The 13966-nt window shown below is 66.1% G+C and carries 15 protein-coding genes; 7 read left to right on the forward strand and 8 right to left on the reverse strand.

What is annotated here, in order from left to right:
- The first annotated feature begins 23 nt into the window (after positions 1 to 23).
- Entirely contained in the window at positions 24 to 251 is a 228-nt protein-coding gene (locus DAAJ005_RS15645; protein WP_151847917.1) for a hypothetical protein, read from the forward strand.
- 1 nt (position 252) lies between these two features.
- On the opposite strand, the gene DAAJ005_RS15650 is transcribed toward DAAJ005_RS15645, so the two are convergent.
- Together DAAJ005_RS15650 and DAAJ005_RS15655 are read right to left on the reverse strand one after the other, a co-directional pair.
- On the reverse strand, positions 253 to 825 hold the full coding sequence (locus DAAJ005_RS15650) for a GNAT family N-acetyltransferase (protein ID WP_370519729.1): 573 nt from the start codon (positions 823 to 825) through the stop codon (positions 253 to 255).
- A gap of 17 nt (positions 826 to 842) precedes the next feature.
- Complete coding sequence (locus DAAJ005_RS15655; RefSeq protein WP_151847919.1) at positions 843 to 1331, reverse strand: ketosteroid isomerase-related protein; 489 nt, start codon at positions 1329 to 1331, stop codon at positions 843 to 845.
- 249 nt (positions 1332 to 1580) lie between these two features.
- Here DAAJ005_RS15655 and DAAJ005_RS15660 point away from each other — a divergent pair, with 249 nt between their 5' ends.
- The 4 genes from DAAJ005_RS15660 (at position 1581) to DAAJ005_RS15675 (ending at position 5530) form a co-directional block, all read left to right on the forward strand.
- Entirely contained in the window at positions 1581 to 2975 is a 1395-nt protein-coding gene (locus DAAJ005_RS15660; RefSeq protein ID WP_370519730.1) for a hypothetical protein, read from the forward strand.
- A 73-nt stretch (positions 2976 to 3048) separates the two neighbouring features.
- Positions 3049 to 4107, forward strand: a complete 1059-nt coding sequence (gene mutY / locus DAAJ005_RS15665) for an A/G-specific adenine glycosylase (RefSeq protein WP_226342474.1) — start codon at positions 3049 to 3051, stop codon at positions 4105 to 4107.
- A gap of 43 nt (positions 4108 to 4150) precedes the next feature.
- Complete coding sequence (locus DAAJ005_RS15670; RefSeq protein ID WP_151847921.1) at positions 4151 to 4981, forward strand: isoprenyl transferase; 831 nt, start codon at positions 4151 to 4153, stop codon at positions 4979 to 4981.
- Between the two features lie 63 nt (positions 4982 to 5044).
- The gene (locus DAAJ005_RS15675; RefSeq protein WP_151847922.1) at positions 5045 to 5530 is read left to right on the forward strand and encodes a hypothetical protein; all 486 of its coding nucleotides are present in this window, start codon (positions 5045 to 5047) and stop codon (positions 5528 to 5530) included.
- A 23-nt stretch (positions 5531 to 5553) separates the two neighbouring features.
- On the opposite strand, the gene phoU is transcribed toward DAAJ005_RS15675, so the two are convergent.
- The 3 genes from phoU to DAAJ005_RS15690 all read right to left on the reverse strand — a co-directional run bounded on the left by phoU (position 5554) and on the right by DAAJ005_RS15690 (position 7979).
- A complete protein-coding gene (gene phoU / locus DAAJ005_RS15680) occupies positions 5554 to 6198 on the reverse strand; it encodes a phosphate signaling complex protein PhoU (RefSeq protein WP_151847923.1) in 645 nt (214 codons plus the stop codon).
- A gap of 141 nt (positions 6199 to 6339) precedes the next feature.
- Positions 6340 to 7293, reverse strand: a complete 954-nt coding sequence (locus tag DAAJ005_RS15685) for a cell wall metabolism sensor histidine kinase WalK (protein WP_151847924.1) — start codon at positions 7291 to 7293, stop codon at positions 6340 to 6342.
- On the reverse strand, positions 7290 to 7979 hold the full coding sequence (locus tag DAAJ005_RS15690; RefSeq protein WP_151847925.1) for a winged helix-turn-helix domain-containing protein: 690 nt from the start codon (positions 7977 to 7979) through the stop codon (positions 7290 to 7292). Before DAAJ005_RS15690 ends, DAAJ005_RS15685 begins: the two co-directional genes overlap by 4 nt.
- Before the next feature lie 221 nt (positions 7980 to 8200).
- On the opposite strand from DAAJ005_RS15690, the gene metK reads away from it, so the two are divergent.
- Positions 8201 to 9436, forward strand: a complete 1236-nt coding sequence (gene metK / locus DAAJ005_RS15695) for a methionine adenosyltransferase (protein ID WP_151847926.1) — start codon at positions 8201 to 8203, stop codon at positions 9434 to 9436.
- Between the two features lie 93 nt (positions 9437 to 9529).
- Here metK and DAAJ005_RS15700 read toward each other — a convergent pair whose 3' ends face one another.
- The 3 genes from DAAJ005_RS15700 to DAAJ005_RS15710 all read right to left on the reverse strand — a co-directional run bounded on the left by DAAJ005_RS15700 (position 9530) and on the right by DAAJ005_RS15710 (position 13075).
- Entirely contained in the window at positions 9530 to 10474 is a 945-nt protein-coding gene (locus DAAJ005_RS15700; RefSeq protein ID WP_151847927.1) for a pseudouridine-5'-phosphate glycosidase, read from the reverse strand.
- A gap of 42 nt (positions 10475 to 10516) precedes the next feature.
- A complete protein-coding gene (locus DAAJ005_RS15705; protein WP_151847928.1) occupies positions 10517 to 12013 on the reverse strand; it encodes a heme peroxidase family protein in 1497 nt (498 codons plus the stop codon).
- A gap of 96 nt (positions 12014 to 12109) precedes the next feature.
- Positions 12110 to 13075, reverse strand: a complete 966-nt coding sequence (locus DAAJ005_RS15710; protein WP_151847929.1) for a carbohydrate kinase family protein — start codon at positions 13073 to 13075, stop codon at positions 12110 to 12112.
- A 90-nt stretch (positions 13076 to 13165) separates the two neighbouring features.
- On the opposite strand from DAAJ005_RS15710, the gene minD reads away from it, so the two are divergent.
- A complete protein-coding gene (gene minD, locus DAAJ005_RS15715) occupies positions 13166 to 13966 on the forward strand; it encodes a septum site-determining protein MinD (protein ID WP_029478781.1) in 801 nt (266 codons plus the stop codon).

The following is a 13966-nucleotide window of genomic DNA, read 5'->3' on the forward strand; positions in this document are numbered from 1 at the left end:
ACCCGGTCCCGTACACTGCCTCCATGTTTGGCAACCGCCGCGTGCCCCCCCACATCGTCCTGATCTTCAGCGTGTTGCTGGGGGCGTTGTGCGCGGTGGGAGCCTTTTTCGCCATGCGTTCGGGAAGCTGGCTGTGGGCCGGGCTGGCGCTGGTGCTGGCGATATGGTTCGTCGTGGACGCCGTGCGCTCCTACGGCTGGAACGAGAGTAAGAAGCGGCTGGCCGCAGAGAAACAGGCCGCCGCCCGCTGATTTAATCTTTCTCGCGCCTGAGCCAGAACCGCATGGGCTTTGGCGTTTCTGCTGTCTCGGCCACGTCCTGCCAGCTCATGGTGGTTTGTAAATCAGGCCGCTCGATATAGCCACGCGCAGCCCAAAAGGCATTGAGCGGGCGGTAATCGGCAGGCCGGGCCGGATGCTCTTCTGGCCTTTGCACGGCGCAGAAGGCGCTCACGTCCAGCCCCAGCCGCCGCGCATGGGCCTCGCGCCCATCGAAAAACGCGTGCCCCAGCCCGCGCCCCCGGTACTCGGGCAGCAGCACGCTCTCGCCCAGATACAGCACGTCGGACACGTCAAATTCAGGGGGTTCAAACGGTGCCCTGATTTCCGGCGTCTCGTGGATCAGCGGCACGGCGGTACTCGCGCCGACCACCTTCCCGCCGTCGCGGGCCAGAATAATCACGGCATCACGGGCGTCCAGGTAAGTTTGCAGGTAGGCCTCCTCGTATTCGGGAGTGCCACCGTACAGGTACGGAAAGGCGCGGAAAACCTGCGCCCGCAACCGTGCCAGATCGCCTAAGAAGGGGCGCAGGTCCGGGCCGCTCAACGCCGTGACGTCAATGCTCAGCCGCCCACCTGCCGGGTCCAGTCCTGAAGGTTGTAGTAGTTGGTCACGCGGGTGATCAGGCCGCCGTGGACCTCGAAGAACGCGCCCACCGGCAGCGCATATTCCTGGCCCTTCGCGGGGGGCAGATCAGCGTCGGTCTTCAGGTACTCGCCGTGGATCACGAATTCAGCGGCGGCGCGCAGGCCGTCGGAGCTGGCCATCACGGTCAGGTCACGGGCTTCCTCACGGTAGTGGGTGTCCATGTGGGCCAGAAAGGCACGGAAGGCGTCCTTGCCCAGCTCGCTGCCGCCCTGATTGATGTCGTGCTGCACATCGTCACTCAGCACTTCCAGCATGCCCGCCGGATCACTGGCATTGAAGGCGGCGTAATAGCGGGTGAGCAGGTCGTGCGTCCTGGCCTGCGGGCTGAAAGCCGTTTTGTCGGGAATACTGATGCTGGGGCCTAGAGCAGGGGCAGAGGTGGGGGCAGAGCCAGACAGATTCATACCTGCCAGAATAAAGGTGAAGGGTGAAAAGAGGACTCACGATCTGTGCCGAGTAGGCCGCCAGGGGCTTGCGCCTCGCCTCATCTTTCCCATCTCTGCTCATCCTGGGGGAACGTTGGGGGCAGGGGGGTGCCGAATGCCCCGCAGACCACTGCACTTCTGCTACTTTAGAGACAATTCAGACCCGCACCATCACGCGCCGTTGGCCTGCCAGGTCAGGTGCGTGCGTTTCAAATGGAGGTTTCCCGCATGAAATCAATGCGTTACATCGTGACCCGGCCCTGTCTGCAAGAAGGCAGTCTCAGCATCCTGAAATACCTGCAACCCACTTTCAACCAGAGCGGCCCCGCCGTCTTCGTGGACGATAAGGGCGACGAACATAATGTGCAGGTGGATACCGAACGCGCCCGTATCTGGGGTCTGGGCGGGCTGTACCACGCGCAGCATCTGGGCGTCAACGACGTGTTGACCATTACCAATCTGGCCCCGGCACGCTATCAGGTGGAGGCCATCGTCAAGCCCTACGCGCCGCCGGCCTCGCCCCGCCGCGAACCCAACAAGGCCCCGGAAACGCGCCGCGTGGTGGTGTCCTCCACCCCCCATGTGCGCGAGGTGCGGATGCAGGAAGTGCCGCAGGTCCAGTCGGCACAGACCCAGCCCGCAGAAGCCCGTCCAGCCGCGCCCGCCGAGGCGTCCGAGATCAGCACGGGCGATGTCCGGGTGACCGAGGTGCGGGCCAGTGCGGCGGAAGCGGCAGCCCAGACACAGGTGGGGCGCGTTCAGCCCAGACCGCCCGTCGAACGGACCCAGGCCGAGCGGGGCAGCGTTCCCGTTTCTGGTCAGCCTGTGTCCAGTGCTGGGTCAGCCGCCACCGCCCAGGCCGTGGCCGCAGGACCCTCTGCCCCGACGCCGCGCGCCGCTCCCGAAGTCCGGCGCGGCGCAGAGGCCGGGCAGCCAGCAGCACAACTGGCCGAGCTGGCCCACCTGACCGGCTACCGCCTGGACGATTTGGGCGGCGGCGTGCTGAGACTGAAGGCCGAGCTGGGCGCGCACGGTTACGCCGTGCTGGTGGCGCTGGACGAGCAGGCCCGGACCTCGCCCGCCTGGAACGAGGAACCCGGCTACCGCGTCATGCTGTGCAGCGAGGGTGAAGACCCGCAGGGCGTGTCCCGCCTGACCCACGAGGCGCTGGAAGCTCTGATCGAACACGCGCGGCTCTCCCCGCTGTCCCCGGTAGACCTGCGCGGGTACTGGAAGGCCGGGCATGTGGACATGGAATCGGCGGCCAGCATCGCGGAACTGGTCAGCGCCTATCTGGCGCAGCGCGGCATCTTCAGTTTCGTGCTGCTGACACTGGCCCAGCAGCCCGCCCACAGCATCATCAGCGTGCCGCGCCTGGCCGAGAAGCTGGGCAGCGGCGTCAATTACGCCGAACTGGGCAGCATCCTCGAAACCCTGACCCGTGCGCCCTTCCTGGCCCTGACCCCGCTGCCCGGCGGCCAGTTCCTGCTGCGCGTGGGCGTGGCGGACCTCCTGACCGATCTGGCCGAGTACGCCGATGGAGTACGCCGCCGCGTTCGCACCCCAGCGGGCAGCAGGCCGGAGACCACTGCCCAGCGCGAGGGTCTGGGTCTGCGGGCCTAGCACCGGGCAGCACCACCTCCAGCCCCTGACAGAACGCACTGTTTGTACGTCACCGCGCCCCTACACTGGCGCGGTGATCGCTGTTCCAGACCCTATTCCCAGGATTCGCGCTGCACTGCTGGCGTGGTTTGACGCCTCAGGCCGTGAGTTGCCGTGGCGGCTGGGCACAGAGGGAGCGCGTGACCCCTACCGCGTGTGGGTGGCCGAGATTCTGCTCCAGCAGACCCAGGTGGCGCGCGGCCTGCACTACTATGACCGCTTTCTGGAGGCGTTTCCCGACGTGCAGGCGCTGGCTGAAGCACCTGTCGAGGCCGTGCTGAAAGCCTGGGAAGGCTGCGGCTACTACGCCCGCGCCCGCAATCTGCACCGTGCGGCCAAGGTCATCGTTCAGGATGGCTTTCCGGGGGATTACGGCGGCTGGCTGGCGCTGCCAGGGGTGGGGCCTTACACCGCCGCCGCCGTGGCGAGTCTGGCGTTTGGCGAGGCACGCGCGGTCAACGACGGCAACGTGCGCCGGGTGCTGGCGCGGCTCTATGGTGAGGCCCGGCCCACGGACGCCTGGATTCAGGCGCGGGCCGACGCCCTGCTCTCCCCCGTCCGCCCCGGCGCGTGGAACGAGGCGGTCATGGACCTGGGCGCAACCGTCTGCACGCCCAAGGCCCCGCGCTGCGCCGAATGTCCACTGTCTGCCCACTGCGCGGCACTGGCAGGGGGCACGCCCACAGCGTTTCCCGCACCCAAAGTCCGGGCAGCGGTGCGGATGGTGCAGGCGGTGGCCGTGCTGATTGGAGATGAGCGGGAGGTCGTGCTGGAGCGGCGCGAGGGCGGCTTGCTGGGAGGTCTGATGGGGTTGCCGATGCTTGAGCTTGGCCCGGATGAGACGACTGGCGAGGCGCTGGCGGCACTCTGCAAACGTCTGAATGCGTGTCCAGGAGAATTGCTGGGGCAGGTCCGGCACAGCATGACGCACCGCCAGATCACCCTGCATGTGTATGCGGCGGCCTCCAACTTACACCGGCAGGTGGTAGCGACAGCGGTGCTCTCACGGCTGGACCACAAGGCGCTGGAACTATTACGGACGCGGCAGGAGGGCCTCTTTGCCACCGCACTCACAGACGGCTCATCCGTTTGAGGGACGCCCCGCTGTTTTCTGGCGCGCTAAACTACCCCAGTCTATGAAGTCCAACCCCGCTGCCGCCGCCGTCCGCACGCTTCAGAAAACGCGCAGTGCGGCGCGTGGGGCGCTGCTGTGGGGTTACGAGCAACGGCTGGCACGTGAAGTGGCGGCGGGCGGCAAACTGCCGCGTCACCTGGGCCTGATCCTGGACGGCAACCGCCGCTACGCGCGGGCCGGGGGCATGGGGCTTGAGATGGGGCATTCCTTCGGCGCAGACAAGGCGCACGAGGTCTTGCAGTGGTGCCTGGAACTGGGCATTCCCGCCGTGACCATCTGGGTGCTGTCCACCGACAACAACAACCGCGATCCGCAGGAAATCGCGCACATTCTGAGCCTGCTGGAACGCGAGGCACTGAACCTGTCCACCGATCCACGCATCCACGCCAACCGGGTCAAGGTGCGCGCCATCGGCCAGCACAGCAACTTTCCGGGACATGTGCTGGACGCGCTGCGTGAACTGGAGGAAAAGACCGCCCACTACGACGGCATGCGCCTGAACATCGCCGTGGGCTACGGCGGGCGCGAGGAAATCGTGGACGCGGTCAAGATTCACCTGTCGGCCCAGGCCGCCGCCGGAATGTCGCTGGAGCAGGCCAGCGCCGAACTGGCCCCGGACCACATCAGCGCGCACCTGTACACCGCCGACACGCCGGACCCCGATTTCATCATCCGCACCAGCGGCGAGATCCGGCTGTCGGGCTTCATGCTGTGGCAGAGTGTGTATTCCGAGTACTACTTCTGTGACGTGTACTGGCCGGGCTTCCGGCGGGTGGACTTCTTGCGGGCGCTGCGCGACTTTCAGGGCCGGGACCGACGGTTCGGGAAATAGCCCCCGCTGGGGGAAGGGCCGTTTTTGTTCTGCCAGCGCAGAGAATCCTCTACAATTTTTTCTGTGAAATCTGCTCTGCTCAAACCTACCTTGCTGTCTCTCGCCGTCCTGACCGCCGCCGTTTCGCTGGGGTCCTGCGCGCCCGCCGCTGGCGATTCGGGTGCCTCCACTTCCCCTGTGTCACGCGGCCCACTCAAGACTGGGGAAACCTGGAACATAGGTGGTCTGGATCAGAACAACAACACCCTGCGCGGCAAGATCAAACTGGACGATGCAGCCCCGACGTATCGCAACAGCAGCAAGAGCTGGTTTTACGACGGTGACAACGGCTACATCACCTTTTACGAACAGAGTGAGGGCGCAAATTTCGCGGTCTGGGACATGTCCGATCCCGAGCGGCTGGTGGCCTGCTATGTCTTCGGAGCCTACGACAACGGCAAGACCAGCTATGAGGGCGCGGGCCTATCCGGGACCAGGGAGGAAATCAACGCACTGTTCGCCAAACTTGACCGGGTTGTGGGCGGAAGGTGCAATGTAACCCGAGGCTGACCCAGAGTTGAGGCAGGCCCCGCTCAAGCCTCCCGTACACCCGTGACCCAGTAGCGCACGCGTTCGGCGACGTTTTCCATATGATCGCCGACGCGTTCCAGGCTGCGCCCCACCCGCATCAGCATCAGCGCCTTGCTGATGTTGCGCGGGTCTTCGAGCATGTAAGTCACCAGTTCGCGCTGAATCTGCTCGTACAGGTCGTCGACCTCATCGTCCATGCCCACCGTGGCCTCGGCGCGGGCCACGTCGCGGTCCGCAATGGCCGTCCGCAGGTTCTGGCTCATCTCGCCCAGACGGGCCAGCATCCGCGCCAGATTGACATACTTCTTGAGGGCCGGGGCCTGCGCCAGTTCCGCGCCGTCCTCGGCCACATGGACCACGTAGTCACCCATGCGCTCAATGTCCGACAGGCTCTTGAGGATCAGCGCCACCAGCCGCAGGTCACGGGCCACTGGCTGGTGCAAGGCGATGATCCGCAGGCATTCGGCCTCAATCCGGGCCTCCTGGGCGTCCACCTCCAGGTCCAGGGCGCGCACCTCGGAGAGCCGCTCGGTCTGTTCGTGCAACAGCACGTCGGCGGCCACCGGCAGCATCTGCTCGACGGTGCCCAGCATGTTCAGCGCACCGTTCAGGACGCTTCTCAGATCGTTTTCAAGCACTTCACGCATGGGAACTCCTGGGGACGGTCATCACGGGGCAAACTAGCATCCGAGGTGTCAGGGGGGGGTCAGGGGGCGTCTGTCAGATGGTTTGGCTGCGAAAGTCCTGCTTGCCTGCAAACGGTTAGACAATCTTTCACCGGCAACCCCTTATCCCATGCCCCCAACCCCCGGCAAAGTGAAACAGAAGGCATTGCGCCCGTCTACCCGCGCCGCCCACGCCTGACCGCCCCAGCCGTGAACGACGCTGCGGACGATGTACAGGCCCATGCCGCTGCCCTGGCCGCTGGCCCCCGCGCCGCGCGTGTGGGCCTGAAACAGACTGTCGGTGTCGGGGATGGGCGGGCCGTGGTCCAGCACGCAGACCTCGGCCCAGGTGCCGCGCCCGGCAGTCTGGACTTCGATGTCCTGGCCCGGTGGACCGTATTTCAGGGCGTTCTCGATCAGGTTGAGCAGCACCTGAAGCAATTTATCGGGATCGGCGCGCACCAGATGATCCGGGCCGAAGCTCAGGCGGGAGCCGCGCGCGGTCAACTCATTTTCCAGCAGGCGTTCGGCGCGGGCAAAGGCCTCGGCCAGCGGCAGGGTGCGGGCGCGGGTGGGCCGAAAACCTACGGCCAGGTCTTCTACCAGCCGGGCCAGCCGCCCCGTTTCCTGCAAGCCCTGGCGCACGAAATTCTGCGACAGCTCGCGCGGCATGTCGTATTCCAGCGCCTCCAGCACGCCTTTCAATGCCGTGACCGGGGTGCGGAACTCGTGCGAGAGGACAGCGGTGGCCTCGCGCAGTTCGGCCTCGCGGCGGTGGTGTTCGGTGATGTCCTCGACAATCAGGGCCGAGACCTCGCCGTCGCGGGTGGCCGTGCAGCGCAGGGTGCGCCCGCCCACCTCCAGCTCCAATTCGCCGCCGCGCTCGATCAGGGCTTCGAGGGTATGCCGCCGCACCACCTCCAGCACCGGACGGCCCGCCGCCCGCACCCCCGTGACCCCCCACAGCCGCGAGGCCGCCGCGTTGATGCGGACCACAGAACCATTCCGCGTCAGCAGCACCGCCTGGGGCAGTGCGTCGATCCAGAAGTCCGGGACTGTGCCGTGGGTTGCCGTCATTTCGCCCCGGCCCACGGGCGCATGCGGTAGCCCTTGCCGCGCACGGTTTCCAGAAAGGCGGGCTGGCCCACCGTCTCGCCCAGGTGGGCGCGCAGTTGCGTGACGTGCTGGTCCACCGTGCGCTCGCCACCCAGAAAATCCGCGCCCCACACCCGGTCCAGCAGTTCGGTGCGCGAGTAGACCCGTCCAGTGTGCTGGGTCAGAAAGGCCAGCAGATCGAATTCGCGGCGGGTCAGGTTCAGTTTCTGCCCGGCCACACGGGCCTCTGCACCGCCCATGTCGATGGCCAGCGGGCCGTTGGTCAGGGTCTCGGGCGTATCCGGCTGGGAGCGCCGTAGCAGGGCGCGCACACGGGCCACCAGTTCGGCGGCGGAAAAGGGCTTGGTCAGGTAGTCGTCCGCCCCCGTTTCCAGGCCCTCCACGCGCTCGGCCTCGGCGGCGCGGGCGGTCAGCATCAGTACCGGCAGGCGGCGCAGTTCGGCGGCGTCACGCAGACGGCGCAGAAAGCCCAGACCGCTCTCACCGGGCAGCATCCAGTCCAGCACCAGGGCATCGGCGTCGGCCAGGGTGTCCAGCGCTCCTGCCGTGGAGGCCAACGCCGTGACCCGCAATCCGGCGCGCTCCAGGTGGAATCTCAGCACATCCCGCACGGTTTCCTCGTCCTCGATGACAACGACGTGGCTCATTGCCCTCCATTCTGACCGCTCAGGTCAGGGGGATGTCAGGCGTGGGCAGCGAGGCAGCGGATGAATGGGGCCATCCCTTCCTTTTTTGCCCCCTCCCCTGTGCGTTACCCTGCATGGGCCGCGCTCCGGGCATGGAGCGAGAAGGCCGTGACCGGGAACACAGCGCCATCCCTCTCCAGGCCGTTCTGTGAGACGCCGCCCGGCACGCAAGGAGCTTAGACATGCAAAAGTTCTATACCTCGGAATCGGTTTCGGAAGGTCACCCCGACAAACTCGCGGACTTCATCTCAGACAGCATTCTCGATGAATTTCTGCGCCAGGAGCCGGGCAGCCGGGTGGCGGTGGAAACGCTGCTGACCACTGGCATGGCCGTGGTGGCGGGCGAGGTCCGCGCCGAGACCGCCCATGTGGACATCCAGAAAACCGTGCGCGAGGCCGTCAAAACGGTAGGCTACACCCGCGCCGACTACGGCTTCGATGCCGAGTACAGCGCCGTGCTGGTGGCCATCCACGAGCAGTCGCCGGAAATCGGGGCGGGGGTGGACACCTCTGAGGAATGGCGTGAAATGACCCTGGGGGAGCAGGCGGACCCGAAGAATGCCCACAGCCGCATCGGTGCGGGCGATCAGGGCCTGATGTTCGGCTACGCCACCGATGAAACGCCGGAATTGATGCCGCTGCCGATCAGTCTGGCGCATGCGCTGACGCGCCGGATGGCCGAACTCCGCAAAGATGGCACGCTGCCCTATCTGCGGCCCGATGCCAAGGCGCAGGTGACGGTGGTGCGGGGCGGCGAACCGCACGAGGGCGGCGAGGTCAGCGTGGACACCGTGGTGATCAGCACCCAGCACGACGAGGACGCCACGCAGGAGCGCATCAGGGCCGACATGCTCGAACATGTCATTCGGGCCGTGATTCCCGCTGAACTGCTCACGGCCCAGACCAAATACTTCATCAATCCCAGCGGACGCTTCGTGATCGGCGGGCCGCACGGCGACACTGGCCTGACCGGACGTAAGATCATCGTGGACACCTACGGCGGAGCCGTGCCACACGGTGGCGGGGCCTTTTCAGGCAAGGACCCCACCAAGGTGGACCGTTCGGCGGCATATTATGCCCGCTACATTGCCAAGAATCTGGTCGCCGCCGGACTGGCCCGCCGCGCGCTGGTGGAGGTGGCCTACGCCATTGGCCGCGCCAGCCCGGTCAGCCTGCGCGTGGACACCTACGGCACCGGCAAGCTGAGCGACGAACGCCTGGCCGAACTGGTCAGCGCCCACTTCGACGCCCGCCCACAGGCCATCATTGCCCAACTGGACTTGCAGCGCCCGATCTACGCCCAGACCGCCGCCTACGGCCACTTTGGACGCCCGGAGTTTCCCTGGGAGCAGACCGACAGGGCCGAGAGGCTGCGGCTGGCAGCACAGGGGCAAGAAGCACAGGCCGCCGGGGTTTAAAGATTTTTCGCCCAGTCCACTCCAGGCCCTCTCCACAACGGGGAGGGCTTTTTCAGAATCCGGTTTGAGCGGTAACGGTGTTGTAGGGAACTATTACTGCCCCAACTTCGCGTACTCCACGGCCACCCGCGCCGCCACCGCTGCGTTGTGGCGCACGAGGGCGATGTTTGTTTCCAGGCTGCGCCCACCGGTGATCTCCACGATGCGACCCAGCAGATACGGGGTGGTGTCCTTGCCCGTCAATCCCAGCGCGTTCATATCCGACAGCGCCTGTTCGATCTGTCCGGCCATCTCTTCAGCGGGAATCTCGGCTTCGGCAGGAATGGGGTTGGCAAGCATCACGCCGCCGCCGAGGCCCAGCGTCCATTTGGCATGCAGCACGCGGGCAGCCTCGGCCTCGTTCGCCACACTCAGAGGCGAGGCAAAACCGCTGCGACGCGAATAAAAGGCGGGGAATTCCTCACTGCCCAGCGTGATGGCCGGGATGCCCTGGGTTTCCAGCACTTCCAGCGTCAGGCCGATGTCCAGGATGCTCTTGACGCCCGCGCTGACCACGCAGACCTCGGTGCGTGCCAGTTCCAGCAGATCGGCGCTGATGTCCATCGTCTGACCCGCACCCCGGTGGACGCCGCCTGTGCCGCCCGTGGCAAACACGCGAATGCCCGCCAGCGAGGCGATCCGCATGGTGGAGGCCACCGTCGTCGCGCCGTTTTGCCCCAGCGCCACCGTCACGGGCAGGTCACGGGTACTGATCTTCTGCACGGATTTATCGGTGGCTAATTTCTCCAATTCATCGGGACTCAGGCCCACTTTCAGGCGTCCGCCCAGCACGGCAATCGTGGCGGGTGTCGCGCCGTTGTCGCGCACGATCTGTTCCACCCCGCGCGCCATTTCCACGTTCTGCGGGTACGGCATCCCGTGGCTGATGATGGTGCTTTCCAGTGCCACCACAGGCCTGCCCGCCTTCAGGGCGGCGGCAACTTCGGGGGTCAGGTCCATCAGGGCGGCGACTTCAGGACGAATGGGGTGGAGATTCATGGGACTCAGGGTACGCGAGGGCGCAGGGTCTTGCTCTCGACGCTAGAAATCCACCACAACACCCGCGAATTTCAGCAGGTCCGTAATGCCGAATTCGCCGTTCTGGCCGAAAATGGGGGTCCACTCGGGGTCCAGGGCCAGATAAGAGGTGTGATCACCCTCCAGCACGCCCACGAAAACCTCGGTGACGATGCGCGCTCCCACCGCGCCCAGGCGTTTGCCGTCCTGCTGCACATCCGCCTCGCGCAGGATGTAGTACCACAGCGGCGTGCGGGCCTCCAGATGCAGGGCTTTCAGGTCCGCCAGGTCTGCCGGCAGCAGTTCGTCCAGCTTCATGGCGCGGGCCACCCGCTGCCCCGAGGGCACGCTGAAGGTCAACTGGCGCAGCAGGTTGCGCTGGGCCAGCGAGGCCACCTCGCCCGCGCCAAAACCGGGCAGGGCAAACAGCACGCTGGACAATTTGGTGTCGATCTTCTTGTTGGGCCGCATCCGCCCGTCGCCGAAATCAAAAAAGGTCTGCCAGTCCACGAAACGCCGGGGCGCACGGTGTTCGCCGCGCAGGTCGTCCGGGTCGGAGCTGGGCGGCAGGCTGGCATCCAGGATCAGCCCGAAGAACTGCCCAGCGTCGTCTGCACCGAAGTTGGCGCGGTAGCTGGGGCGCACCTGTGAATGCCCGAAGCGGTAGGCCGCCACGCTGAATTCCACCGGAATGTACGGCGCGTTGTGCCACTTGTAGAACTTGCGCCCGTTCTCCAGCACGTCCTGTACCACGCCTGGGCCGCAAGTGCCAGGGAGGAATTCGTGCAGGATCATCCACTGGTAATGCCAGCGCACCAGCCGCTGGGCCTCGGTGAAGACCTCGGCGGGACGGGCGGCTGCGCCCAGATCGGCGCGCACATGGTCCACTGCCGCGTTGTGGAAGCGCAGCAAGGCCAGATGGAGTTGCGAGATGATGAGGTTCTCGTCGTTGCGTGGGTCGCCAGTCAGGGCCACCCCCTGGCTGTTGCGCGGCAGATCGTGGCGGGTCACGCCGCCGCGCGACACAGCCTCGCAATCAGGAATCGCCTCGGTCAGCAGTTTGATGCCCCGGTCAAAGGCATCGGCAGGCTGCTGATCGTACAGGTGCGGCGTCGCCCCCGGCCCACTGCCATACACGCTGTCCAGCTCCAGCGCGGGCGTGCGGAAGTTGGAAATGGCCTCCGGGTCCACCTGTCGCTCCAGGCTGGAGGTCGGGTCAAAGGTCAGGTCATGGTCCAGAAACTGCCCCAGAAAGGTCATGCCCGCCGACAGGTCCGGGTTGTTGGGGTTGTTCACGCTGCGCGCCGGATCGGTGATCAGCAGCACCGGATCGCTGAGGTCGTCGCCCGCGTCCATCAGACCGCCTTTCTGTCCCAGCTCCATCAGGGCGGCGCGCAACGTCGGCGTGTCCAGCCCGATAGGCGGCAGCGTTGGAAACAGCCGCCCGAACTTGCCTTGCTCGTAGGCCACACTGCGCGGCGGATTTTCCCCACCCATCGGATAATGCCCGTGTCTGGTCATGCCCAAGCCCCCTGGTCCAGGCCCAGCAAACCCTTACAGGACCGTTTCCCACATCCGGTTGCTGAACATGCGGTCACCTTAGAACCGGGACCGTGATCAGACCGTGATCAGTTGGCAACCCCTGTCCAGTCGCACCCGCACTGCCGCCCGCGTCAGGTCCGGCACCACCGTCTGCCCACTCTCCACGGTCAGGGCCGCTGCCGCATGGGCCTCGCGCGCCGCGTCCGGCAACGTTTCTCCGGCCAGCAGCGCCGCCAGGAATGCGGCCAGCATGGCGTCCCCGGCCCCAGTCACATCTTTGACATCGGCAGCTAAGGCGGGCAGTTCCCAGAATTGGTCCGCCACAGAAAGCAGACTGCCGCGCATGCCACGCCGCACCCACACGACTTCTACCCCGCGCCCGTGCAGTTGCAGCGCCGCCTCGCGAATGGCTGCTGCTTTATCCGGCACTTCGGTCTCTACCAGCGCCGAGAGTTCGGCCAGATTGGGCGTGACGGCCCAGGGCGCGTGTCCAGCTTCCAGGGCGGGCAGCAACCGCACCGCCTTGGGCACGCTGACCGGCTCGAAGATGACCCGGCTCTCCCGCGAAAGCAGATGCTCCAGCGTTTCGGGGGGCAGGTTGCCGTCCGCAACGATGTAGGCCGCGCCTCTCAGCATCTCCTCGCGCTCCATTAACACTGCCGGAGTCAGGGCGTCCATAATTTCCATTGCGGCCACCGCGATCAGCAGTTCGCCGCCCCTGTCCAGCACCGCCGTGTACGTTCCCGTGACCGCCTTCGCCGTGCGCAATGTGGGCGACACGTCCACGCCCGCCTCCGCTGCCTGCCGCAGCAGACCGTCCCCCAGCGCGTCCGTGCCCACCGCCGAAAGCAGGGCCACGCGCACGCCCAGACGGGCCAGATTCTCGGCCACGTTGCGGGCTACACCGCCGGGGGTCTGCGCGGCGCGGCCCGGATTGCTGGTGCCCGGCACGGCGGGGGCCAGCGTCTGCACCTTGAGGTCCATATTCGCGCCGCCGACGGCGATGACCTGGGCCATCTGGGAGAGAGAATGGGGAACCATTTCCCGAGTATGTCAGCAGCCTCCATCTCCCGCTGCCTGCCCAGTTCCCCCGCCCACGCCAAAGCGTCGCACGCGCTACACTGCCTGGCAATGGATGCCAAGGTAATTGTGGTCACGTCGGGCAAGGGTGGCGTGGGAAAAACCACGACCACCGCGAACATTGGAGCGGCTCTCGCCAAGTTGGGAGAGAAGGTCGTGGTGATCGACGTAGACGTGGGCCTGCGAAATCTGGACGTGGTGATGGGTCTGGAATCAAGGGTGGTCTTTGACCTGATCGACGTGCTGGAGGGCAAGTGCCGCATGAGTCAGGCGCTGATCCGCGACAAGCGCGTCGAGAACCTGCACCTGCTGCCCGCCAGCCAGACCCGCGACAAGGACGCCCTGGACCCCGAAGTGTTCAAGGAAGTGGTGCGCGGCCTGATCGAAACCGAGGGCTTTGACCGCGTGCTGATCGACTCGCCCGCCGGGATCGAGTCGGGCTTTCGCACGGCTGCCGCTCCGGCCACGGGCGCGCTGGTGGTCGTCAACCCCGAGGTCTCCAGCGTGCGCGACGCGGACCGCATTATCGGGCTGCTGGAAGCGCAGCAGATCAATGAAATCCGGCTGGTCATCAACCGCTTGCGGCCCAAGATGGTCGCCAGCGGCAACATGCTCTCAGAGGCCGATATTCTGGACATCCTGGGGGTCAAGCCGATTGGCGTGGTGCCCGAGGACGAGGGCATCATCGTGTCCACCAACATCGGCGAACCCGCCGTGCTGGGCAAGACCCGCGCGGGCGAGGCGTTCATGGCCACCGCCCGCCGCCTGAAAGGTGAAGACGTGCCGTATCCCAAATTCGATGTGGAGGGCGGATTCATGGCCGCCCTGCGCCGCCTGTTCGGGGGGGCCTGA

The sequence above is a fragment of the Deinococcus sp. AJ005 genome, from assembly GCF_009017495.1.
Lineage (GTDB): Bacteria > Deinococcota > Deinococci > Deinococcales > Deinococcaceae > Deinococcus.

Coding starts and splice junctions, on each gene's coding strand:
- DAAJ005_RS15670 (WP_151847921.1), top strand. CDS start 4,151: ATGAAGTCCAACCCCGCTGCCGCCGCCGTCCGCACGCTTCAGAAAACG.
- DAAJ005_RS15660 (WP_370519730.1), top strand. CDS start 1,581: ATGAAATCAATGCGTTACATCGTGACCCGGCCCTGTCTGCAAGAAGGC.
- DAAJ005_RS15655 (WP_151847919.1), bottom strand. CDS start 1,331: ATGAATCTGTCTGGCTCTGCCCCCACCTCTGCCCCTGCTCTAGGCCCC.
- metK (WP_151847926.1), top strand. CDS start 8,201: ATGCAAAAGTTCTATACCTCGGAATCGGTTTCGGAAGGTCACCCCGAC.
- phoU (WP_151847923.1), bottom strand. CDS start 6,198: ATGCGTGAAGTGCTTGAAAACGATCTGAGAAGCGTCCTGAACGGTGCG.
- minD (WP_029478781.1), top strand. CDS start 13,166: ATGGATGCCAAGGTAATTGTGGTCACGTCGGGCAAGGGTGGCGTGGGA.
- DAAJ005_RS15700 (WP_151847927.1), bottom strand. CDS start 10,474: ATGAATCTCCACCCCATTCGTCCTGAAGTCGCCGCCCTGATGGACCTG.
- DAAJ005_RS15685 (WP_151847924.1), bottom strand. CDS start 7,293: ATGACGGCAACCCACGGCACAGTCCCGGACTTCTGGATCGACGCACTG.
- DAAJ005_RS15710 (WP_151847929.1), bottom strand. CDS start 13,075: ATGGTTCCCCATTCTCTCTCCCAGATGGCCCAGGTCATCGCCGTCGGC.
- DAAJ005_RS15645 (WP_151847917.1), top strand. CDS start 24: ATGTTTGGCAACCGCCGCGTGCCCCCCCACATCGTCCTGATCTTCAGC.
- DAAJ005_RS15705 (WP_151847928.1), bottom strand. CDS start 12,013: ATGACCAGACACGGGCATTATCCGATGGGTGGGGAAAATCCGCCGCGC.
- DAAJ005_RS15690 (WP_151847925.1), bottom strand. CDS start 7,979: ATGAGCCACGTCGTTGTCATCGAGGACGAGGAAACCGTGCGGGATGTG.